Origin of the sequence: Variovorax sp. PDC80, assembly GCF_900115375.1 — a bacterium.
In the GTDB taxonomy this organism is placed as follows: Bacteria; Pseudomonadota; Gammaproteobacteria; order Burkholderiales; family Burkholderiaceae_C; genus Variovorax.
The window spans coordinates 115,654-136,084 of record NZ_FOWG01000006.1 but is presented as its reverse complement, the minus strand read 5'-3'; the positions used below and the strand labels follow the sequence as shown (position 1 = coordinate 136,084).

The window sequence follows — 20,431 nt, the reverse complement described above, 5'->3', positions numbered from 1 at the left end:
GCGTCAGTGCACCGTGGCACAGCGGGGTCCGGGCAATACGTCGTGCGGGAGGATGGCGAGCGTGAGCGGCAGAGCCAGGTCCGCTGGTGGTGGGCCGTCCATCTTCAGATTCGCCAATGCCGCGAGCATGGCCGCATCCCGCCCAGGATCTCCCGAAGACGAAACCAGGCTGGCCTGGCTGATGTGGCCCGACGCGGCCACCCGCAGTTGCAGGATCGAGCGGTAGTGGCCGGGGGCTGTGCGGAGATCGGCACACAATGCCTCCCAGACACGGGCCTGAACCAGGGCGTCGTACCGGCGTTGCGAACCGGCAGCCGATGCCACCACAGGCGCCGCTGCGACACGCTGCAGTATGAAGGCACCGGAAAGCTGGGTGTCCACGTCATCCGCAGTGAAGCCTGTGCCGGCCAGCAAGATCCGCAAGGCTGCATGCGACGTATGGCGCCCTCGCACCGGCGCGGAAGTTTGCCCGGCCACCCATTCGTCGATGAACATCACCGATCGCCCCGACACCGTGGCGTATTGCGCCAAGGCAGTCACCAATGGCTGCGCCGGCACATCGAAGTCCAGCATCTGCGATTCGGACGAAGCGCCAGTGGCGATATCCACCGACTGCGCGTCAGTGCCCGCGGCGACCGCCTTCGCTGTCGATATCCAGGCGATGCAGACGCAAACTGCGGTACACGTCAGGCCAGAGGCAACGGCTCGCACGAGCCTGTCGTCCTTGCCCCGGCCAGAGCCCCGTACGACAACTCGCCCACAACCACCATGCACGGAAGCCGACAAGGAAGAAGAGGATCGTATCGGCAAGCTTGTGGACGGCATTTCAACTACTGCAAGGATCACATTCGCGAATGACGGTCTCGTGACCGCTGGCATGGCAGCCCCCTCACCCATGCGTCCACCGCGCAGGCAGCCAGCGCGCGAATCCATCGAGCTGATACCCCGGCGCCCCGATCGGCACGATCCAGTTGATGCCGATGGCCAGCCGGATGCCCGTGAGCAGGTCTAGGGAGCGCAGTTCAGCGGCCGGGAAAGCCTCGCCTTTGCCGGCCCGCATAATAGGGATCGATCATTCCCTATATACTCGCCGCCCATGTCCTCCTCCCCTTCGATCCAGGTCAACACCACGCGCGGCCGCGGCCGCCCGCGCGAGTTCGACATGGACGAGGCGCTCGACAAGGCCGTGCTGGTCTTCCGCGAACGCGGCTATCACGGCACCTCGATCACCGACCTGACGGCCGCGATGGCGTTGACCTCGGGCAGCGTCTACAAGGCCTTCAAGGACAAGCGCGGCATCTTTCTCGCGGCCTTCGACCGCTACAAGGAGAGGCGCGATCCGCTGATCCGGGCCCAGGTCGAGCGCGGCGCCACGGGCCGCGAGCGGCTGTTCAACGTGCTCGGCTTCTTCGCGGGCTCGTCGCATGGCGTCGAGGGCGAGCGCGGTTGCCTGGTGGTCGGCACGGCCACCGAACTGGCCACGCTCGACGACGAGATCGCGCAGCGCGTCAAGCGCTCGCTCGACCGGAACGAGGCGCTGCTCGAGGATCTGATCCGTCAGGGCAAGGACGACGGTTCGATCGCCACCGCCCTCGACGACAGGACCGCCGCGCGCCTCGTGCTGTGCGTCCTTCAGGGCATGCGCGTGGTCGGCACCACGGGCCGCAGCAAGAAGGAGATGCTGGCGGTCGCCGAGGCCGCGATGCACATTTTCGACTGACCTTCGACCGATCTTTTTTTTGCCAATTTGGGACATGAACATTTCCTTATTTGGCGCCCTCCTTTCTTCCACGCTCTCACGCTCCCCATGACGACCTCCACGAACACGGCGACGCCACGCGCCACCGCCGCGCAACCCGATGCCTGGCTGGTGCCGCTGGTGGCCACGGCCTGCGGCCTGGCCGCGGCCAACCTCTACTACGCGCAGCCGCTGGCCGGACTGATCAGCGCCGCGCTCGGGCTGTCGCCCGCCGCCACCGGCCTCATCGTCACGCTGACGCAGCTCGGCTACGGGCTGGGCCTGCTGTTCATCGTCCCGCTCGGCGACCTGGTCGAGAACCGGCTGCTGGTGCTGGTCCTGCTGTGCATCGATGCGATGTCGCTGCTGGCCGCGGGCCTGTCCACCCATCCGCTGCCCTTCCTGGCGGCGGCGCTGTTCATCGGGCTCGGCACCGTGGCGGTCCAGGTGCTGGTGCCCTACGTCACCCACCTGGTGCCCGAGGCGCGGCGCGGACGTGCCGTCGGCAGCGTGATGAGCGGGCTGATGCTGGGCATCATGGGGGCGCGGCCGGCCGCGAGCTTCGTCGCGCAGCTGTCGTCATGGCACCTGGTGTTCGTGCTGTCCTCGGCGCTGATGCTGGTGCTGGCCCTGGTCCTCGCGCTGGCGCTGCCGACGCGCACGCCGTCGCACCGGCTGCGCTACGGCGAGTTGCTCGCATCGATGGTGCGGCTCGCGCGCACCACGCGGGTCCTGCAGCGGCGCGCGCTCTATCACGCCTTCCTGTTCGCATCGTTCAGCCTGTTCTGGACCGTCACGCCGCTGCTGCTGGCGAGCAGCGCCTACGGGCTGTCGCAGGCCGAGATCGCCCTCTTCGCGCTGGTGGGCGTGGCGGGCGCCGTGGCCGCCCCCTTGGTCGGCCGCGCCGCCGACCGCGGCTGGAGCCGCGGCGCGACCATCGGCGCCATGCTCGCGGTGGCGGGCAGTTTCCTGCTGGCCCACTTCACCCATGGCGGATCGCCGCTGTCGCTGAGCCTGCTGGTGGTCGCGGCGGTGGTGCTGGACTTCGGCGTGGCGGCCAACATGACCCTGGGGCAGCGCGCGATCTTCGGCCTCGGTGCCGAACTGCGCTCGCGCCTCAACGGGCTCTACATGGCCACCTTCTTCCTCGGTGGTGCGGTGGGGTCAGCTCTCGGTGCCTGGGCCTATGCGAAGGGCGGATGGCCGCTGGCGTCGTGGATCGGGTTCGCGTTGCCGGCGATGGCGCTGGCGTGGTTCGCGACGGAATGAGCGCGAGGGTCGAGGCCGTCACGCCCGAAGACCCGGCAGCGCGATCAACGCCCCGACGAGGAAAGCGCACGCAGCCAGCGTTCGCGCTCTTCGTCTTCCAGCGCCAGCAAGCTCTCGGGTGAACCACCGCCGCTGACCACCTGAAGGTCTTGCAGCTGCTTTCGCACCTCGGGCCTGGCAAGCACCTGGGCCACGGCTTGCTGCACGGTGCGATTGGACGTGGCATCCGAATTCGCCGGTGCCCAGAGGCTGAAGTGGTCGTACGTCGCGTAGCCGGCCAGCGGCGCGCTCGAGGCCAGCGTCGGCCACGACACACCGTCGAAGCTTTGCGGGCGCGCCGGGTCGGCGGTGGTGCCGAGCACGCGCAACTGGCCGCGCCGTACCGCGACCGCCACGCCGTTCACGGGCGCGAACAGCAGGTCCACCGCGTGCTCCTTCGTGATGACGTCCGAGTCGGGGTACATGCCCTTGAAGACCACGCGTTGCACGTCGACGCCGCTCAGCGCGCGGAACTGGCCGAAGGCGAGGTGGCCGGTCCAGCCGTCTTCGCCCGTGCCGATGCGCAGGCTGCCGGGGTGGGCCCGCGCGTAGGCGAGCAGGTCGTCCGTGTCGTGAATGCCCAGCGCATCGGCCTTCGTGCTGTCGATGGCCAGCACCAGCGGCTGCGACGCCAGCAGCGTGACGGGGCGAAGGGCCTGCATCAGCGCATCGATCGGCGGGCCCTGGTGCACGCCCTCGATACCTCCGCGCGGCAACCTCAGCGCCGCGAGCAGGACCTTCTCGTTGCCGCCCTCCGTCATCAGCCGGCGATAGTCGGCCTCGGTGGCCTTGGGCACGTGATCGACCTGCACGTTGCGTCCCAGCAGCCTGGGCAAATGGCTGGCCAGCATCCCGGCATAGTGGCTGCTGCGTCCGCCGGGCGGAAACAGCACGGCCACGTGCAGCGTGGGCTGTGGCACGGCGGCCAGCCATTGCCCCGCATCGTCGAGCAGGCCGTAGCGTATTTCCCATGCGCCGGCGGTGGACGCGTTGCGCACCAGGGCTTCGGCCACCCAATGGCGGCCCATGCGGTGGAACTGCCGGATGATCGGCCGCTCGTCCTGCCACCCGGGCGGCCGCCAGTCCTGGGGGAACACGCCCGCGACGACGGCATAGCCATGGCGGAACGCTCGCGCCTCCTGGAACTGCGGCGCGATCGCCCATTGGCCCTGTGCGTTCCGGTAGCCCCATCGGCCGGTGTCCTCATCCTTGGCCGGCCGCAGCGCGGCGTCGGTGTTGCCGCCGTGCAGCCGTTGCCAGCGGCACGCGCGCGGCGTGCTGGCGTTGCGCTGGCGATCGAGTCCGATGGCGGTGCAGAGCCGGATGCGCCGCTGGGCCGTCGCGTCGGGCAGCCCGCCGAAGATGAACGGGATCACCATCCTGCCTCGCGCGTCGATGAGGCCCGAGCCGGTGGAGCCGGGTGCCGGCATTTGCCGCTGGTAGTCCATCCATTGCGCCGTGGTGATGTCACGCGGCGGCGGCGGCGTACGCCACTGCCCCGCGGCATCGCGCAAGCCGGGCTGTGCGTAGACCGTGTCCACCTGCAGATCGGAAGCCGCCTGCCTGGATTCGTCGGGCATCAGGTAGGAAAGAGCGGCGGGAGAGTCGATGGATGTCGTGTCCTTGCCATCGCAACGCACGGGCGGCACGGCCCACTGCCCTTGCGCATCGATGCGCCCGATGCCCACGGTGGTCCGTTGTCCGCCGCCGGGCTTTTGCTCCACCAGCCACACCTTGAGCGTCGGCTGAAGTGCGCCGTCGATGACGATGATGCCAACGCGCTCCAGCCACGCGACCTGCCAGCGGCCATCGCAGAAGCTGCGCGCCGTCGGTGACAGGAAAAGCACTCGCCCATCGAGGGCGTCGAACAGCGCGGGCGCGCGCTCGCCGTTCCTGCCCGGATTCAGGCTCAGCCAACGCGCCTTTTCGATCAGGTCCGGGGCGATGCCGATGGTGAAAGTGAAGATATCTTCCCAGGGCGGCGCTGATGCATTCACCGGCCGCAATTGCCAGGTTGGCTGCATCGGCACAGTGCCCGGGTCAGCCTGCAGATCCTGGTAGGTCGGCGGCGCCGCGTTGGCCGAGCCGAGGGCGATGCAAAGCCACAGCAGGATTGCGAAGAGAGGCAGGCGCTTCATGAAGCTCGCCTGGTCGTGGCAGACAGGGGGATCGGTCTTTCGCTCATGGCTTCCGGTTCTTTTGCCGGTTGATTCTGCTTAAAAAACCAATGTATTCAACGCTTTATATGAAGTCCTTGCGTCATTCAGAAGGCTGAATTTTCCGGTTCGTTTTCCTGTTCGGTTGCCCCTGCCTGCCGCACGCGCCCCCCTCACCCATGCGTCCACCGCGCATGCAACCAGCGCGCCAACCCATCGAGCAGATACCCCAACGCCCCGATCAGCACGATCACCGCCATCAGCTCCGAATAGGCGAGCCGGTCGCGCGTGTCGAGGATGAAATAGCCGAGCCCGGCCGACACGCCCAGCATCTCGGCCGGCACCAGCACGATCCAGATGATGCCGATGGCCAGCCGCACGCCCGTGAGCAGGTGCGCGGTGATGCCTGGCAGGATCACGCGCAGCACGGTCTCGCGGCGCGTGGCCGACAGGCTGCGCGCGAGCGTGAGCCAGTGCGGGTCGAGTTGCGCGACGCCGGCCGCGGTGTTGAGCAGGATCGGCCACACGGCCGCGAAGGCCAGCAGGAAATACACCGGCAGGTCGCCCACGCCGAGCACCATCACGGCGATCGGCATCCACGACAGCGGCGAGATCATGCGCAGGAACTGGAACACCGGCGTGCTGGCCTGCGCGAAGCCGCGCCACAGCCCGGTGAGCACGCCCAGCGGCACGCCGAACACGATCGCCAGTGCGAGGCCGATGGCCACGCGCTGCAGGCTCAGCAGCGCGTGCTGCCAGATGTCGGGACCGGCGACGAGACGCACGAGCGCCAGCGCCGACGGTCCGGGCGCGAAGGCCGTGGCGATGGGCGTGCGCTGCGCGAGCCAGACGCTGCCGGCCCACCACAGCACGAGCGCGAGCGCGAGGCCGGCCAGCGGCAGTCCTAGGCGGCGGCCCACGTCAGACCGCGATGGTCTCGCGCCGCTGGTAGTCCGGCGCCACGCCGAACACCTGCGGCCCGCCCACGGCCTCGATCGCCTTGCGCACGAAACGGTCGTCGACCAGGTCGCGCGCCACGAACTTCGGATCGAGCGCGCGCAGGAAGGCGTTCTCGCCCTCGACCCGGGTGCCCTGCACCGCGCGCACCAGTTGCTCGGTGTAGGAGGCGAAGGGATAGGGCTGGAAATCGATGCGCCGCTGGCTCCAGCCCTTGTGACGCACCACGCCGCTGGCCTCGTAGCTCGCGTAGTCGGTGGCGGCCAGCACCTTGGCCAGGGTCTGCGGCGGATGCGGCGTGTAGCGCCGCTCGCCGGCATTCGACAGCAGCCGTGCCGCGTCGAGCCGGTTGTCGCGCGTCCACAGCTGCGCCTTGACGATCGCATGGGTCACGCGCTGCGCCCATTCGGGCTTCTCGGCGATGTCGCGCTCGGCCAGGAAGGTGACGCAGCAGGCATGGTCCTTCCAGACATCGCCCGAGAAACGCAGCACCTTGCCCACGCCCGCGATCTCGGCCGCCGCGTTGAAGGGCTCGGCCACGATGAAGCCCGCGATGGAGCGCGCGGCCAGCGCCGACACCATCTCGGCCGGCGCCAGCACCACGAGGTTGACCTCCTTCGGACCCACGCCGCCGCCGGCGCCCGCGCCCTTGGTGACGGCGCTGAGGCCCTCGGCGCGCAGCATGTCCTGCAGCAGCACGTTGTGGATCGAATACCAGAACGGCACCGCCACGGTCTTGCCGCCGAGGTCGGAGAGCTTGCCGATCTCGGGCAGCACGGTGAGCGCCGAGCCGTTGATGTGGTTCCAGGCCGCGATCTTGGCCGGAAATTTGGAGCCGTAGCGCACCCACAGCGTGGCCGGCGTGAGCAGGTGGATCACGTTGACCTGGCCCGCGACGAAGGCCTCGACGATCTGCGCCCACGAACGGAACATGCGCGGCGCCTCGGCACGCAACCCTTCCTTGTCGAACAGCCCGCGCGCATGCGCGATCAACAGCGGCGTGGCATCGGTGATCGGCAGATAGCCGATCTTCACGGGCTGGTCATCGCCCTTGAAGCCTTGCGCCATCGCATCGCCGGCCGAGAGAAAGGGCGCCGCCACCGCCGCGCCGGCCAGGGCCGACAGCCGCAGCATGTCGCGCCGCGTGAGGCCGCAGTCGCAGGCGGACGAGGCGCAGACATGGGTGGCGCGCGGCGCGGCGCCATGGGCGGGATTCGGGTCGGTCATTCGACGGGCTTTCTTTCTGGCATGCCGGGTGGCGATTCGATGGAGGAATGACGGCGCGTGGCCTGCAGCGCGGCGAGGATGTCGAGCCGCAGCGCGGTGAAGGCGGCGCCATCGCTGCGCGGACGCGGCATGTCGACGCGCCATTCGCGCACGATGCGGCCGGGCCGCTCGCCCATCAGCAGGATGCGGTCGCCGACGAGGATCGCCTCGTCGATGTCGTGCGTGACCAGCAGCGCGGCGGTGCGCCAGCGGTGCACCAGGTCGACCAGCAGTTCCTGCATCTCGGTGCGGGTGATGGCGTCGAGCGCCGAGAAGGGTTCGTCGGCCAGCAGCAGCACCGGCTCGCGCGCGAGTGCCCGGGCCAGCGCCACGCGCTGTGCCATGCCGCCCGACAGCTGCGACGGATAGAGCCCGCCCTGCCCCGCGAGCCCCACGGCCGCGAGCGCGTCGTGCACGCGGCGCGCGCGCAGCTCGCGTTCGAGCTTCGGCTGGCGCGCGAAGTCGAGCCCGAAGCCCACGTTGCGCGCGGCGTCGAGCCATGGCAGCAGGCCCGGCTGCTGGAACACCAGCGCCGCGCGCGGATGCGGTGCGCTCGAAGCCTCGCCGAGAAAACGGATCTCGCCCTCGGCATGCCCGACGCCGGGCACCTCGAGCCGCGCGAGCTGGCGCAGCAAGGTGGACTTGCCGCAGCCGCTGCCGCCGAGCAGGCAGACGATCTCGCGCGGCGCCACCGCGAGCGACACGCCGCTGAACACCGGCCTTGCCGCATCGAAGCCGAAGGCGAGATCGCGTGCCTCGAGCACCGGGTGCGGCGCGTTCGCGGCCTCGTCGAGGCCGATCTCGGCAGCCAGGGCGCTCACGATGCGGACTGCGCCGCGCGGCGCGCGAGTTCGCCACGCAGTTGCACCACGCTCGGCGTCACGATCGGCACGAAAGCCACCTCGCGCCAGTGCCGTGCCAGGCTCAGCGGCTGGTCGCGGTGGTAGCCGCGGCCGCCGCTGGCCTGCAGCTCGAGCTGCACCGCGGCCTGCGCGATGTCGGCCAGCGCGAGCCGGGCGCGGAACAGCGCCTCGGGCTGGGTGCGGAAGCGGCCATCGGCGATGCCCGCGTAGAGCGCATCGACCGTGGCATCGAGCGCCTGCCGCTGTTCGACCAGCGATGCGTCGAGCACCGCGCGCCCGGCACCGCCGATCTGCGCCGCGGTCGCGAGCGCGGCGCGCGCGAGCCCGATCGACAGCCCGCACTGCAGGCCGAGGAACTCGGGCCGCGCCGTGGGCAGGAAGCGGTTGGCCTCGTCGTGGATCAGTTCGTCGGCCGCGAGCCGCGCGCCTTCGATGCGCAGCGACGCGGTGTTGCTGCCGCGCAGCGCGATCAGGTCGAGGTCGGCGCTGCGTTCCACGCCCGCCTGCCCGCCCTGCAGCGCGGCCACGAGAGGCGCGCCGCCATCGGCACGCTGCACCACCACCGCGGCCACGAAGCCCTGCGGCCGCAGGTTGGTGCACCACGGCACGCTGCCGTCGAGCCGCCAGCCGGGCGCGCCCTCCTGCCGCGTGGCCGTGATCTGCAGCGCCTCGATGCCGCCGAGGAACTTCATCGCGTTCGACAGCCCCGAGGCGCCGGCCAGCGAGCCGTCGAGCAGCGCGGGCAGCCAGCGCTCGCGCAGCGCCTGGTTGGGCGACTGCAGCAGGTATTCGATGAAGACGCGCTGGCCCCAGAAGGTGAAGGCCGCCGCGAGCGAATGGCCGGCCACGGCGGCGATGGCCTCGATGGCGTCACGCGTGTCGCCGCCCTGCCCGCCGATCGCGCGCGGCACGCCCAGGCCGAACAGCTGGGCGGCCGCGAGCCGCGGCAGCACGGCATGCGCCTGCGCGTTGTCGCTGTCGAGCGCCTCGGCCTGCGCGTCGAGCCAGTGCCGGTCGGCCTCAGCCAGCATGGGCGGGCGCTGCGTCGGCGCGCAGGTTCTCGGGCAGGTAGGGCTGCAGCTGCGGATTGACCGCGCTGCCGGCCAGGCTGTTGGCGAAGTTGCACAGCGTGGCCAGGCTCACGCCCAGCACCACCTCGAGCACCTGGCGCTCGGAGAAGCCCGCGCCACGAAAGGCCGCGAGCGCCTCGTCGCTCACCTTGCCGCGGCTCGCGATCACGGCCTCGGTGAAGGCGCGCACCGCATCGAGCCGGGCCTCGCCCGTGGCCTCGCCGCGCTGCAACGCCACCACGGCCGAGGCCGGCAACTTGGCCTGCTTGAGCGCCGCGGCCGAATGGCCGGCCACGCAGAAGTCGCAGCCATGGATGCGCGCGGCAGTGATCTGCAGCACCTCGCGCTCGGCCAGCGTGAGCTCGCCACGCGCGGTGGTCTGGGCCACGCCGAGGTAGGTCTCGAGCGCCTGCGGCGAATTGGCGAGGATGCCGATCAGGTTCGGCAGGAAGCCGTTGTTGGCGGCGGCGCGCGCCACCAGCGCACGGCTGGCTTCGGGCGCGGAGGTCTCGGTGTGCAGGGTCAGGCGTGTCATGTCGGTGCGGCTCGTGGTGTGCGGAAACTGGCACCGATTCTTCGCGGCGCGCTCGCGGGCATCAATGACCGGGCGTCTCGGATCTGTGCCGGTTCGTCTCGCCCGCGGTCACGCCGGCGGCCTCGCTGCGATCGAGCCGGCGCGCGCGCTGCCAGGCGCCCGGCTGCTCGCCGATCACGCGCTTGAAGGTGCGCGAGAACGCGGCATAGGAGTCGTAGCCCACGGCCTCGGCAGCCTGCGCGATCGACTCGCCCTGCGTCAGCTTGCGCGCCGCGATCTGCATGCGCAGCAGCTGCAGGAACTGCAGCGGCGACTGGCCGCAGGCCTCGCCGAACTGGCGGAAGAAGGCCGCGCGCGAGAGATGCACGCGCTGCGCCATGTCGGCCACGCTCCAGGGCCGCTCGGGCGACTGCAGCAGCGCCGCCAGCAAGGGCGCGAAGCCGCGCCGGCGCAGCAGCCCCCAGAAGCCACGCGCGTTCGCGTCGCTGCGCGCCACGTGGCGCAGGCCATAGAAGAACAGCAGGCCGGCCAGCCGGTCCATCAGCACCGAGGGCTCGGTGCCGGCGCGCAGCGCCTCGCTGCGCATCAGGTCGAACAGGGTCGCGGCCGAGGCCATCGCGAGGTCGTCGGCGCGCAGCACCAGGCAGTCGGGAAAGGACTGCGCGACCAGGTCGCGCAGCGGCCCGTCGAACGAGAAGAAGCCGCAGGCCAGTGCCGTTTCGCCGAGCGCGGGGCTGGCCGACAGCGGCTGCATCGCGCGCGGCGCGCAGTCGATGCCGGGGTCGGCATAGGGCGAGAGGAAATGCGGCACGTCGCGCATCAGGAACACGCCGTCGCGCGGCGACAGCGCCACCGATTCGAGCCCCGGCCGATGCAGCCAGCAGCGGCCCTCGAGGATCAGGTGGAAGCTCGCGCGCGCACGGCCCGCCGTCGAGGCGCGCCAGCGGCCGCAGTACTGGCCCACGTGGAACAGCGTGGCGTTCCACTCGAGGCTGCCGAGCAGCCAGTCGGCCACCCGGTCGGCCTGGGCATCGAACCCGGCATCGGCCGACGGGCTGGCTGCGTCGGGAATGACGGTGAGGGAAGACATGGGCCCCGCAGTGTGGCCCAGACCTCGCGCGGCGCCAAAGAACGAATCGCTGTGAGCTTATGACCCGGAAACGATCCGTTCGCGCTCGTCCGCGGCCTGCGCCGTCGTCCGCGCACGGCCGAGCTCCGCGCTCACCGCGCCGCTGAGCGTCTCGAGGTCGAAGGGCTTGCGCAGCACGGAGTGCGAACCGACCACCTTCTGCACCTCCGCCATGTCGGCATAGCCGGTCGCGACCAGCACCGGCATCTGCGGATAGAGCCGGCGCGCGGCCGCCGCGAGCTCGGCGCCGTTCATGCCCGGCATCAGGTAGTCGACCATCAGCAGGTCGGGCCGGCGGCGCTGCAGCTCCTGCAGGCCGCTGTGGCCGTCGCTGGCCTCGCGCACGGTGTACTGCAGCAGGCGCAGGCCTTCGGCGATGCCCTGGCGGACCTCGGCATCGTCCTCCACCACCAGCACCTCGCTGCGCGGGTCCTGCCGTGCGGGCGCGGTGCCTTCGCGCTCGCGCGGCAATGCGGTGTCATCCGCCTGCTCGGGCTGCGACAGCGGAAAGCGCAAGGTCACGGTCGCGCCCTGGCCCGGCGTGCTGCGGATCTCGGCCTGGCCGCCCGACTGGCTGGCGAAGCCGTAGACCTGGCTCAGCCCCAGCCCCGTGCCATGGCCGTTGGCCTTGGTGGTGAAGAAGGGATCGAACACCTTCGAGAGCACCGCGCTGGGTATGCCGCTGCCGGTGTCCTCCACGCTCACCAGCACCTGGGGCGAACCGTCGGGCGCGCTCGCCAATGCCGTGCGGATGGTCAGTTGCCCGCCCTCGGGCATCGCGTCGCGCGAGTTCACCGACATGTTCAGCAGCGCCATCTCGAGTTGCGCGCCATCGAGCATCACCCAGAGTTCGCTTTCCCAGAGATCGAATGCCACCCGCACCTTCGAGCCGACCGAGACCTCGATGAGCTCGCGCAGATTGGTGACCAGCGCATTCACGCCATGCAGCCGCGGCACCAGGCTGCGCGCCCGCGCGAACGACAGCAGCTGCCCGGTCAGGCGCGAGCCGCGCGCCACCGACTCCTTCGCGCGGCGCGCGTAGTCGGTCAGCTTGCCCTCGGGCGCCAGCCGCGCGATGAACTCCAGATTGAGGTTGACCACGTGCAGCAGGTTGTTGAAGTCGTGCGCGATGCCGCCCGTGAGCCGGCCGATGGCCTCGAGCTTCTGGCCCTGCACCACGTTGGCCTGCAGCCGTTCGCGCTCGGCGATCTCGCGCATCAGCCAGTCGTTGGCGCCCGCGAGTTCGGCCGTGCGGGTGGCGATGCGCCCTTCGAGCTCGGCATTGAGTCGCTCGACCGTGGCCTTGGCCGCCTCGATGTCGTTCAGGTGGCGGCGCGTCGCGTACTGCCGCCGGCGCGCGCGCAGGGCGGAACGCGCGGCGCTCGCGAGCGTCTCGGGATTGAGCGGCCGCTCGAGCAGCACCGAGTTGCCCAGCTGCTGCAGCGAGGCCTGCGCGCTGGCCGAACGCCGCCCTGACTGGCGCATCGCCAGCACCACGAAGGGCAGGTCGGACCAGGCCGGTTGCCGCGCCAGGCAGGCGCCGAGCGCGCCGTCGAAGCCGTCCGCCAGCGACTCCTCGGTCACGATCGCGGCCGCGGCCGCGGCCGCGGTCTCCAGTTCCGCCAGCAGCGACGACGCGTCGGGGCAGACCAGGCATTCGATGGCCTGGCCTTCGAGCACGGCCCGGATCACCTGCGCATCCCGGCCGCGCGGCGCGAGGATCAGGATGCGGTCTTCCACACCGGCCCTTTCATGGGGTCGGCGTGGCGATATCGCTATCGCCCAGCAACGGCTGCGTGCCCGTGTAGCGGGCCGCGCCCGACAGCACCCCCTGGAAGTCGCTCAGCGCCTTGCCGACCTCGACGCCGTGCGGCCCGAGGCGGAATTCGCGGATCGATTGCTCGTGCGCGTTGGTGCGGCTCTTGATCACCGAGATCGCCTTCAGCAGGTTGCCGCGCGCCTCGAAGTACCTGAAGTTCAGCATCGCATCGCTCAGGTAGCTCAGGTCCACGTCGGCGCGCATCTCGCCCACGGTGCCATGCAGCGACAGGATCAGCAGCGTGGTGAGCCCGCGCAGGTTCAGGTAGGCCAGCAGCTCGTGCATCTGCAGTATCAGGTACTTGCCGCCGGGCATGGCGTGCAGGTAGGCATTGAGGCTGTCGATCACCACCATCTGCACGCCGTCCTGCTCCACCGCCATGCGCACCGAATGCGCGAACTGGCCCGGCGAGACCTCGGCCGGGTCCAGCGTGCGGATCGTGATGTGGCCCGAGCTCATGTAGGGCTCGACATCGAGCCCCAGTGCCCGCGAGCGCTGCCGCAGCGTGCCCAGGCCCTCGTCGAACAGGTAGTAGGCGACCTTCGCACCGCGCCGCGCGGCGGCCACGGCGCAGCTGATCGCGGTGGTGGTCTTGCCCACGCCCGCGGGCCCGGCCAGCAGCAGGCTGCTGCCGGGCGTCAGGCCGCCGCCGAGCAGGGCGTCGAGCGCCGGGGTGCCGGTCGAGACCAGCCGCTCGTCGATCTTCTGCTCGTGCTCGCTGGCCACCAGCCGCGGGAATACCTGCAGCCCGCCGCGGTCGAGGTTGAAGTCGTGCTCTCCGCTGCGGAACTTCACGCCGCGCAGCTTCACCACGCGCAGCCGCCGCTTGTCGGCGCCATAGTCGTTGGTGTTCTGCTCCAGGTGCAGCACGCCGTGCGCGATGCTGTGCAGGTGCTGGTCGCCATCGCCGCCCGAGCGGTCGTCGAGCATCAGCACCGTGCAGCCGCGCTGCGCGAAGAAGCGCTTGAGCGCGAGGATCTGGCGCCGGTAGCGCAGCGCGCTCTGGGCCAGCAGCCGCATCTCCGAGAGGCTGTCGAAGACCACGCGCTGCGGCTTCTGCTCGTTGACCAGGCGCATCACGTCGCGCGTGGTCTCGCCGAGTTCGAACTCCGAGGGATGCAGCACCGTCTGCTCGGCCTCTTCGCTGAGCCCCTCGTCGCTCACCAGGTCGTAGACCTCGATGCCGTCGAGCGACCAGCCGTGCGAGGCCGCGACCTGGGTCAGTTCCTCGGAGGTTTCGGACAAGGTGACGTAGAGCCCGCGCTCGCCCGCGGCGCGGCCGGCCTGCAGGAACTGCAGCGCGAGCGTGGTCTTGCCCGTGCCCGGCGTGCCCTCGACCAGGTAGAGGTGCTGCGCGGGCAACCCGCCGCCCAGGATGTCGTCGAGGCCGGGAATTCCCGTGGAGGTGAGGGATGACGAGGATGGCATGACAGCGAGGGCGGCTTTTTTTTGGAAGGAACACACGCCCGGGACGACCGGTGCCTGTCTTCGTGCAACGCGAACGACCTGGGGAGGTTTCAGCCGGATTTTCCAGCGCGCCATGCGCCGCGACAGGGGCGGTTCGGGCACTTCGCGTGTAAGCCGCCGCCTCGTGAAGGCCCCGCGCGGCGGCGCCATGCCACCGCGATCGGTGGCGCTCAGCCGTGCGCGATCGCGGCCCAGGCCGCGGCGAACAGCGTCGAACCCGCGGCAGCCAGCAGTCCGCCCACCAGCCATTTGAGCGTGCGCGGCTGCAGCCGGTTGGGCAGCCGGTGGTGCAGGCGCGTGGCCCCGTAGACCACCGGCATCGCGCAGGCCGCGAGCAGCGCGGCACGCCACGAGAAGTGCCCGGTCGGCACCACGATCACGAGCCGCACCAGCGAGTTGAACGCGAACATCAGCAGCAGCGCGCGCCGCACCAGCTCGCGATCCAGCGGCTGCCGGTACATGTGGAACACGATCGGCGGCCCCGAGCTCGAGAACAGGCCGCCGAGCACGCCCGACAGGCAGCCGACCACGGCGAAGCTCTTGCGCCCCGAGATCGCCGGCAGCGGCTTCGCCTGCAACACCAGCAGCACCGCGCAGCCGAGGATCGACACCCCCAGCAGCGCGCGCAGCCAGTCGACCGCGCTGCCGCTGAGCCAGGTCAGCAGCATCAGCCCGACGATCACGCCCACCGTGCTGCCATTGAGCGCCGGCTTCATCAGCTGCCAGGGCACCGGGCCGGGCCGGGCACGGAAGTAGGTCCAGGCATTGATCAGGCTCAGCACCGTGGCCGCGTTGGCCGCGTCGCTCACGCTCGCGATATGGAACACCGAGACCAGGCCGAGCAGGATCAGACTGAAGGCGAAGCCGGTGAGGTTCTGGGCGTAGGTGGCGAGGGCGACGCAGGCCATGAAGGCCAGCACCGGGCCGGCGCCGGAGAGAAGGTCTTGCACGGGGCGGGCTTCAGCGGCGCGGGGCGCTCAGCGCTTGCGCGCCGACAAAGCCGTTGCGAAACCGCGGGAGCGAGGGGCAATGCGTGGGAAGCGATCCGGCTGGATCGGGAACGAACGGGGGCACGGGCGCAGACATTGGGGAAGCGGGGAAGGCGCGGTCGCGGGACGAGGCGCCTGCATTCGAGGGCGATGCCAGGGGCGGCATCGGGGGTGAATTATAGGTGGGCCACCTCGGCACTCCGCCCGCTCGCCGGGCCGCCCGATGCCCCCGGCAATGCGCCGGACCGCCTCTCAGGCGCCGCCGGATCTCTCGGTTTCGGCCCCCTGCAACACCGCATCGAAGTACCCCGCCTCCGCCAGCAGCCGCCTCACCTGCGAATCCACATGCGCATCCGACAGCGCCGGATGCCACTCCCCGTCCCGCCGCCAGCGCCACAGCATCGCGACCACGGTCGAATCGATCCTCGGGAAGACCTCGAGCAGCAGCGACCCGAAGTCTTGCCGGCAGGCGACCAGGCCGCGCTGCAGCAGGTCCTCGAAGACCTGCGTGGGTCGTGCGTCCGACAGCAGCCGGCGCAGCTCGACCTGCCTGAGGTCCAGTTTGCTCATGGTTCTGGAAAGGGTTCCGTTGACGAGGGGGGTGGCTGTGGCCATGACAGGCGGCGCACGATGCGCGCTCTTCAGGATCGCGCATCGACCGCGCATTCGCAAGCCGGTGGCGATTGCCGGAGCGCCGCCCGTGGATAGATAGCTTCCCGAAAGCTTCGCGGCCTAGGCTGGTCGGCTCCCTCCTTCTCCGACGTCGTGCCCGCACGGTCGGTCCGTACGTACCGCCGCACCGATGAGCCTGCGTCCTCCTGCCTCCCGCCGGGTCCTCCTGGTCCTTCTCGCCCTGCTGGTGCTCGCCGGCGCGGCATTCCTCGTCTGGCGCGCGCCGCGCTCCGATGCCGGGCCGTCCACACCGCCTGCGGGCGCGAGCAACACAGCCAGCGCCGCCGATCCCGAGCAGTTGCGCTACCCGAAGGGCGCGGCCCAGCTCGCGATGATCCGCACCGACGCCATGCCTCGCGTGCCGCTGCCCCTGGCCGAACCGCTGAGCGCGCGCCTGGTCTACGACGAGGACGCGACGGCGCGCATCGGCGTCGGCTTCTCGGGCCGCATCGTGGCGCTGCGCGTCGGCCCCGGCGACAGCGTGCGTGCCGGCCAGGTGCTGGCCGACATCGACTCGCCCGACTACGGCACGGCGCGCGCCGACCTCGGCAAGGCGCTGGCCGACGAGAAGCGCAAGCAGCTGGCGGCCGAACGCGGGCGCGAGCTGGCGCCGGGCGATGCCATCGCGCACAAGGACCTCGAGGCGCTCGAGGCCGACCATGCGCAGGCGCTGGAAGAAGTGGAGCGCGCGCGCCGGCGGCTGCAGAACATGAATCCGCGCGGGCTGCGCGGCGAAGGCCAGCGCCCGCAGCTGGTCAGCCCGATGGACGGGTTGGTCGCCGAGCGCACGGCCACGCCGGCGCTCGAGGTCGCGCCGGGCATGGCGGCGCCGCTGTTCGTGGTCACAGATCCGCGGCGGCTGTGGCTGATGATCGACCTGCCCGAGCGGCTGCTCGGCCGGATCAAGCTGGGCAGCGCGGTGAGCGTGGAGTCGGATGCCTATCCGGGCCGGCGCTTCGCCGCCACGGTGCGCCAGGTCGGCCACGCGGTCGACACCAACACCCGGCGCGTGCCGGTGCGCGCGCAGCTCGACAACGCCGGGCTCGAACTGCTGCCCGAGATGTTCGTGCGTGCGCAGTTGCTGCAGGAGGACGGCAGCGGCGTGCGCGTGCCCAACGAGGCGCTGGTCAACCGCGGCGTGCACAGCTACGTGTTCGTCGAGGAGTCGCCCGGCGCGTTCCGGCGCCGCCAGGTCGAACTGCTGGCGCAGGGCAGCGACACCAGCTACGTGCGCGAGGGCCTGGCGGGCAACGAGCGCGTGGTCACGGCGGGTGCGCTGCTGCTCGACGCCGAGCTGACGACCCGCGCGAGCGAGCGGCCGTGATGCAGCGGCTCATCGCCTTCGCGCTGACGCAGCGCGTCTTCGTGTTCGTGCTGGTCGCGGCGCTCGTGGGTTTCGGCGGCTACGCGGCCTCGAACCTGCCGATCGAGGCCTTCCCCGACGTGCAGGACGTACAGGTGCGCGTGATCTCGCAGCGCACCGGCGCGGCGCCGCAGGACATGGAGCGCTCGGTCACGCTGCCGATCGAGCGCGAGGTGGCGGGGATCCCGCGCCTGTCGAACGTGCGCTCGGTCACGATGACCGGCCTGTCGATCGTGACCCTGACCTTCGCCGACGGCACCGACGACTACTTCGCGCGCCAGCAGGTGCTCGAGAAGCTTTCGACCGTCGACCTGCCCACCGGCGTGCAGCCGCAGCTCGCGCCGCTGTCGACGGCCGTCGGCGAGATCTACCGCTACACGCTCGAGGCGCCGGGCCTGTCCGAGGTGGAGGCGCGCACGCTGCAGGACTGGACCGTGCGCCCGTTCCTGCGCATGACGCCCGGCGTGGCCGACATCGTCACCTTCGGCGGCGCGCTCAGGGAGTTCCAGATCGAGGTCGACCCGGTGGCACTGCGCAAGTACCAGGTGACGCTGGACCAGCTCGGCCAGGCGGTCTCGAATGCCAACGGCAGCGCGGGCGGCGGGCTGATGCGACGCGGCGACACCTCGCTGGTGGTGCGCGCCAGCGGGCTGTTCGACAGCCTCGCCGACATCCGCGCGGCGGTGGTCGCCTCGCGCCAGGGCCGTCCCGTGACGGTGGCCGACCTGGCGCAGGTGCGCGAGGGCGAGCGCCCGCGCCTGGGCATCGCCGCAGCGGGCAAACGCGACAGCATCGTCGAGGGCATCGTCTCGATGACCAAGGGCGGCGATCCGGCGAAGATCAATGCCGAGCTGCGCCAGCGCATCGCGCAGCTCGAGCCGCGCCTGCCGGCCGGCGTGAAGATCTTGCCGATCTACGACCGCACGCAGCTCGTGCACCACACGGTCGCCACGGTGGTCGAGAACCTGGTGGTGGGCGCGCTGCTGGTGGTGGCGGTGCTCGTGATCTTCCTCTCGAGCTGGCGCGCGGCGCTGGTGGTGGCCACCGTGATCCCACTCGCGCTGCTGTTCGCCTTCATCCTGATCACCGCGCGCGGCGTGTCGGCCAACCTGATCTCGCTGGGCGCGGTCGACTTCGGCATCATCATCGACAGCGCGGTCGTGATCGTCGAGGCGCTGATGGTGCGGCTCGCGGCCAAGACCGCGCTCGACGCCGATTCGCCCGAGGCGCGCCACCAGCGGCTGGGCGTGCTGCACCACACGGTGAGCGATCTCGCGCATCCGGTGCTGTTCTCGAAGGCGATCATCATCCTGGCCTTCGTGCCGATCTTCACCTTCCAGCGCGTGGAGGGAAAGATCTTCACGCCGGTGGCCCTGACCCTGAGCTTCGCGCTGCTCGGCGCGGTGCTGCTGACCTTCACGCACCTGCCCGCGCTGCTGGCCACCGTGTTGCAGCGCCGCACCCTGGCCGAGAAGCACAAGCCCTGGCTGGACTGGCTGCAGGCGCGCTACCGCGGCCTGCTCGCCGCGACCATGCGCCACGCGGGCCGCACGCTGTGGCTCGCGGCGCTGCCCGTGGCGCTCGCGCTGGGACTGGCACCGCGGCTGGGCAGCGAGTTCCTGCCCAAGCTCGACGAGGGCAACATCTGGCTGACCATCACGCTGCCGACCTCGGCCGCGCTCGAGACCACCAAGCAGGTGGAACGCAGCGTGCGCGCCACCCTGCTGACGTACCCCGAGGTGGCGCGGCTGATCAGCCAGGTCGGCCGGCCCGACGACGGCTCCGACCCGAAGGGGCCGAACAACCTCGAGATCCTGGTCGACCTGCAGCCGCGCTCGGGCTGGCGCTTCGCGGGCAAGGAAGCGCTGATCGCCGACATGTCGGCCAAGCTGGAAGACATCCCCGGCATCAGCACCAACTTCTCGCAGGTGATCCAGGACAACGTCGAGGAGTCGCTGTCGGGCTTTCGCGGCGAGATCGTCGCGAAGGTGATCGGCAACAACCTCGACATCCTCGACGAGCTCGGCGAGAAGGTCGCCACCACCTTGCGCGCCATCCCCGGCGCCACCGACGTGGACAGCACGCGCATCGGCGGGCAGAGCGAGCTGGTCGTCACGCCCGACCGCGCGCGGCTCGCGCGCTACGGCCTCACGGTCAACGACGTCGACAACGTCATCGGCCAGTCGATGTCGGGCGCCTCGACCACCAGCTTCTACGACGCCGACCGCCGCTTCGACGTGGTGGTGCGGCTCGCGCAGCCGCACCGCGACAGCGTGGACGCGGTGCGCGGACTGCAGCTCGCCGTGGCCGGCACGCAGGTCGGCAACGGCCCTGGCACCATCTCGCTGGGCGAGGTCGCGAACGTGGAGGTGCGCCAGGGCGCCTCGCGCATCTTCCGCGAGTCGGGCTCGCGCATGGTCATCGTCAAGGTCAACCTGCTGGGGCGCGACCAGGGCAGTTTCGTGGAGGAGGCGCAGCGCACCGTGGCACGCCAGGTCGCGCTGCCGCCGGGCTACCAGCTGGTGTGGGGCGGGCAGTTCGAGAACTCGCAGCGGGCCGCGGCGCGGCTTGCGGTGATCGTGCCGTTCACGGCGCTGCTGATCTTCTCGCTGCTGTTCTGGGCCTTCCGCTCGGTGCGGCTGGCCTCGCTGGTGCTCGGCATGGTGCCGTTCACGCTGGTGGGCGGGCTCGCGGCGCTCGGGCTTGCGGGCCTGCACCTGTCGGTCTCGGCCGCGGTCGGGTTCATCGCGGTGGCGGGCATCTCGGTGCAGAACGGCGTGATCATGGTCGAGGAGATCATGGCGCGCGTGCGCTCGGGCGCGGCGGTCGCGACGGCGATCGTCGAAGGGGCGACGACGCGGCTGCGCCCGATCCTGATGACGGCGCTGATGGCGGGCCTGGGCCTGCTGCCGGCCGCGCTCTCGCACGGCATCGGCAGCGAGACCCAGCGGCCCTTCGCCTGCGTGATCGTCGGCGGCATCGTCACCGGCACGCTGTTCACGCTGCTGGTGCTGCCGGTGGCGATCCGCCGCTTCGGCGATTTCTACGACGAACCGCAGCAGGCGCGCGAGGCGCGCCCGGCGGCCGCGCCCTGATGCA

General features: G+C 70.8%; 17 protein-coding genes. 4 read left to right on the top strand and 13 right to left on the bottom strand.

Annotation, left to right across the window (positions count from 1 at the left end; all coding sequences use genetic code 11):
• Positions 1 to 3: 3 nt before the first annotated feature.
• On the bottom strand, positions 4 to 573 hold the full coding sequence (locus BM109_RS18575; RefSeq protein ID WP_093345356.1) for an STN domain-containing protein: 570 nt from the start codon (positions 571 to 573) through the stop codon (positions 4 to 6).
• Between the two features lie 316 nt (positions 574 to 889).
• Positions 890 to 1,060, bottom strand: coding sequence for a hypothetical protein (locus BM109_RS41240; RefSeq protein ID WP_177239382.1), 171 nt, complete (start codon positions 1,058 to 1,060; stop codon positions 890 to 892).
• Positions 1,061 to 1,096: 36 nt separating this feature from the next.
• Here BM109_RS41240 and BM109_RS18570 point away from each other — a divergent pair, with 36 nt between their 5' ends.
• Together BM109_RS18570 and BM109_RS18565 are read left to right on the top strand one after the other, a co-directional pair.
• Positions 1,097 to 1,720, top strand: coding sequence for a TetR/AcrR family transcriptional regulator (locus BM109_RS18570; protein ID WP_218159385.1), 624 nt, complete (start codon positions 1,097 to 1,099; stop codon positions 1,718 to 1,720).
• 87 nt (positions 1,721 to 1,807) lie between these two features.
• Positions 1,808 to 3,007, top strand: coding sequence for an MFS transporter (locus BM109_RS18565; RefSeq protein WP_093345353.1), 1,200 nt, complete (start codon positions 1,808 to 1,810; stop codon positions 3,005 to 3,007).
• A gap of 44 nt (positions 3,008 to 3,051) precedes the next feature.
• Here BM109_RS18565 and BM109_RS18560 read toward each other — a convergent pair whose 3' ends face one another.
• From BM109_RS18560 to BM109_RS18510, 11 genes are all read right to left on the bottom strand, one after another.
• Positions 3,052 to 5,184, bottom strand: a complete 2,133-nt coding sequence (locus tag BM109_RS18560) for a tripartite tricarboxylate transporter substrate-binding protein (protein ID WP_093345351.1) — start codon at positions 5,182 to 5,184, stop codon at positions 3,052 to 3,054.
• 191 nt (positions 5,185 to 5,375) lie between these two features.
• Complete coding sequence (locus tag BM109_RS18555; protein ID WP_093345349.1) at positions 5,376 to 6,122, bottom strand: ABC transporter permease; 747 nt, start codon at positions 6,120 to 6,122, stop codon at positions 5,376 to 5,378.
• A gap of 1 nt (position 6,123) precedes the next feature.
• A complete protein-coding gene (locus BM109_RS18550; protein ID WP_093345346.1) occupies positions 6,124 to 7,386 on the bottom strand; it encodes an ABC transporter substrate-binding protein in 1,263 nt (420 codons plus the stop codon).
• Positions 7,383 to 8,246 carry an ABC transporter ATP-binding protein gene (locus BM109_RS18545; protein WP_256222651.1) on the bottom strand — a complete coding sequence of 288 codons (864 nt, stop codon included), beginning with the start codon at positions 8,244 to 8,246 and terminating at the stop codon, positions 7,383 to 7,385. The genes BM109_RS18550 and BM109_RS18545 overlap by 4 nt, the downstream gene beginning before the upstream one ends.
• On the bottom strand, positions 8,243 to 9,319 hold the full coding sequence (locus BM109_RS18540) for an acyl-CoA dehydrogenase family protein (RefSeq protein WP_093345345.1): 1,077 nt from the start codon (positions 9,317 to 9,319) through the stop codon (positions 8,243 to 8,245). Before BM109_RS18540 ends, BM109_RS18545 begins: the two co-directional genes overlap by 4 nt.
• Positions 9,309 to 9,893, bottom strand: a complete 585-nt coding sequence (locus BM109_RS18535; protein ID WP_093345342.1) for a carboxymuconolactone decarboxylase family protein — start codon at positions 9,891 to 9,893, stop codon at positions 9,309 to 9,311. The genes BM109_RS18540 and BM109_RS18535 overlap by 11 nt, the downstream gene beginning before the upstream one ends.
• A 61-nt stretch (positions 9,894 to 9,954) precedes the next feature.
• A complete protein-coding gene (locus BM109_RS18530) occupies positions 9,955 to 10,983 on the bottom strand; it encodes an AraC family transcriptional regulator (RefSeq protein ID WP_093345341.1) in 1,029 nt (342 codons plus the stop codon).
• Positions 10,984 to 11,040: 57 nt separating this feature from the next.
• Positions 11,041 to 12,762 carry a response regulator gene (locus BM109_RS18525; protein ID WP_093345338.1) on the bottom strand — a complete coding sequence of 574 codons (1,722 nt, stop codon included), beginning with the start codon at positions 12,760 to 12,762 and terminating at the stop codon, positions 11,041 to 11,043.
• 10 nt (positions 12,763 to 12,772) lie between these two features.
• Positions 12,773 to 14,269, bottom strand: a complete 1,497-nt coding sequence (locus BM109_RS18520; RefSeq protein ID WP_093345336.1) for an ATPase domain-containing protein — start codon at positions 14,267 to 14,269, stop codon at positions 12,773 to 12,775.
• A gap of 209 nt (positions 14,270 to 14,478) precedes the next feature.
• On the bottom strand, positions 14,479 to 15,258 hold the full coding sequence (locus tag BM109_RS18515; protein WP_093345333.1) for a sulfite exporter TauE/SafE family protein: 780 nt from the start codon (positions 15,256 to 15,258) through the stop codon (positions 14,479 to 14,481).
• 291 nt (positions 15,259 to 15,549) lie between these two features.
• A complete protein-coding gene (locus BM109_RS18510) occupies positions 15,550 to 15,867 on the bottom strand; it encodes a hypothetical protein (protein ID WP_093345332.1) in 318 nt (105 codons plus the stop codon).
• 232 nt (positions 15,868 to 16,099) lie between these two features.
• On the opposite strand from BM109_RS18510, the gene BM109_RS18505 reads away from it, so the two are divergent.
• Positions 16,100 to 17,293, top strand: a complete 1,194-nt coding sequence (locus BM109_RS18505) for an efflux RND transporter periplasmic adaptor subunit (protein WP_143129197.1) — start codon at positions 16,100 to 16,102, stop codon at positions 17,291 to 17,293.
• The gene (locus BM109_RS18500) at positions 17,293 to 20,427 is read left to right on the top strand and encodes an efflux RND transporter permease subunit (protein WP_256222650.1); all 3,135 of its coding nucleotides are present in this window, start codon (positions 17,293 to 17,295) and stop codon (positions 20,425 to 20,427) included. Before BM109_RS18505 ends, BM109_RS18500 begins: the two co-directional genes overlap by 1 nt.
• Positions 20,428 to 20,431 lie beyond the last annotated feature (4 nt).

Excerpts from the sequence above, each read along its gene's own strand:
- BM109_RS18560 (WP_093345351.1), bottom strand. The coding sequence starts at position 5,184 with ATGAAGCGCCTGCCTCTCTTCGCAATCCTGCTGTGGCTTTGCATCGCC.
- BM109_RS18500 (WP_256222650.1), top strand. The coding sequence starts at position 17,293 with ATGCAGCGGCTCATCGCCTTCGCGCTGACGCAGCGCGTCTTCGTGTTC.
- BM109_RS18510 (WP_093345332.1), bottom strand. The coding sequence starts at position 15,867 with ATGAGCAAACTGGACCTCAGGCAGGTCGAGCTGCGCCGGCTGCTGTCG.
- BM109_RS18530 (WP_093345341.1), bottom strand. The coding sequence starts at position 10,983 with ATGTCTTCCCTCACCGTCATTCCCGACGCAGCCAGCCCGTCGGCCGAT.
- BM109_RS18540 (WP_093345345.1), bottom strand. The coding sequence starts at position 9,319 with ATGCTGGCTGAGGCCGACCGGCACTGGCTCGACGCGCAGGCCGAGGCG.
- BM109_RS18520 (WP_093345336.1), bottom strand. The coding sequence starts at position 14,269 with ATGCCATCCTCGTCATCCCTCACCTCCACGGGAATTCCCGGCCTCGAC.
- BM109_RS18565 (WP_093345353.1), top strand. The coding sequence starts at position 1,808 with ATGACGACCTCCACGAACACGGCGACGCCACGCGCCACCGCCGCGCAA.
- BM109_RS18535 (WP_093345342.1), bottom strand. The coding sequence starts at position 9,893 with ATGACACGCCTGACCCTGCACACCGAGACCTCCGCGCCCGAAGCCAGC.
- BM109_RS18570 (WP_218159385.1), top strand. The coding sequence starts at position 1,097 with ATGTCCTCCTCCCCTTCGATCCAGGTCAACACCACGCGCGGCCGCGGC.
- BM109_RS18505 (WP_143129197.1), top strand. The coding sequence starts at position 16,100 with ATGAGCCTGCGTCCTCCTGCCTCCCGCCGGGTCCTCCTGGTCCTTCTC.
- BM109_RS41240 (WP_177239382.1), bottom strand. The coding sequence starts at position 1,060 with ATGCGGGCCGGCAAAGGCGAGGCTTTCCCGGCCGCTGAACTGCGCTCC.
- BM109_RS18550 (WP_093345346.1), bottom strand. The coding sequence starts at position 7,386 with ATGACCGACCCGAATCCCGCCCATGGCGCCGCGCCGCGCGCCACCCAT.
- BM109_RS18575 (WP_093345356.1), bottom strand. The coding sequence starts at position 573 with ATGCTGGACTTCGATGTGCCGGCGCAGCCATTGGTGACTGCCTTGGCG.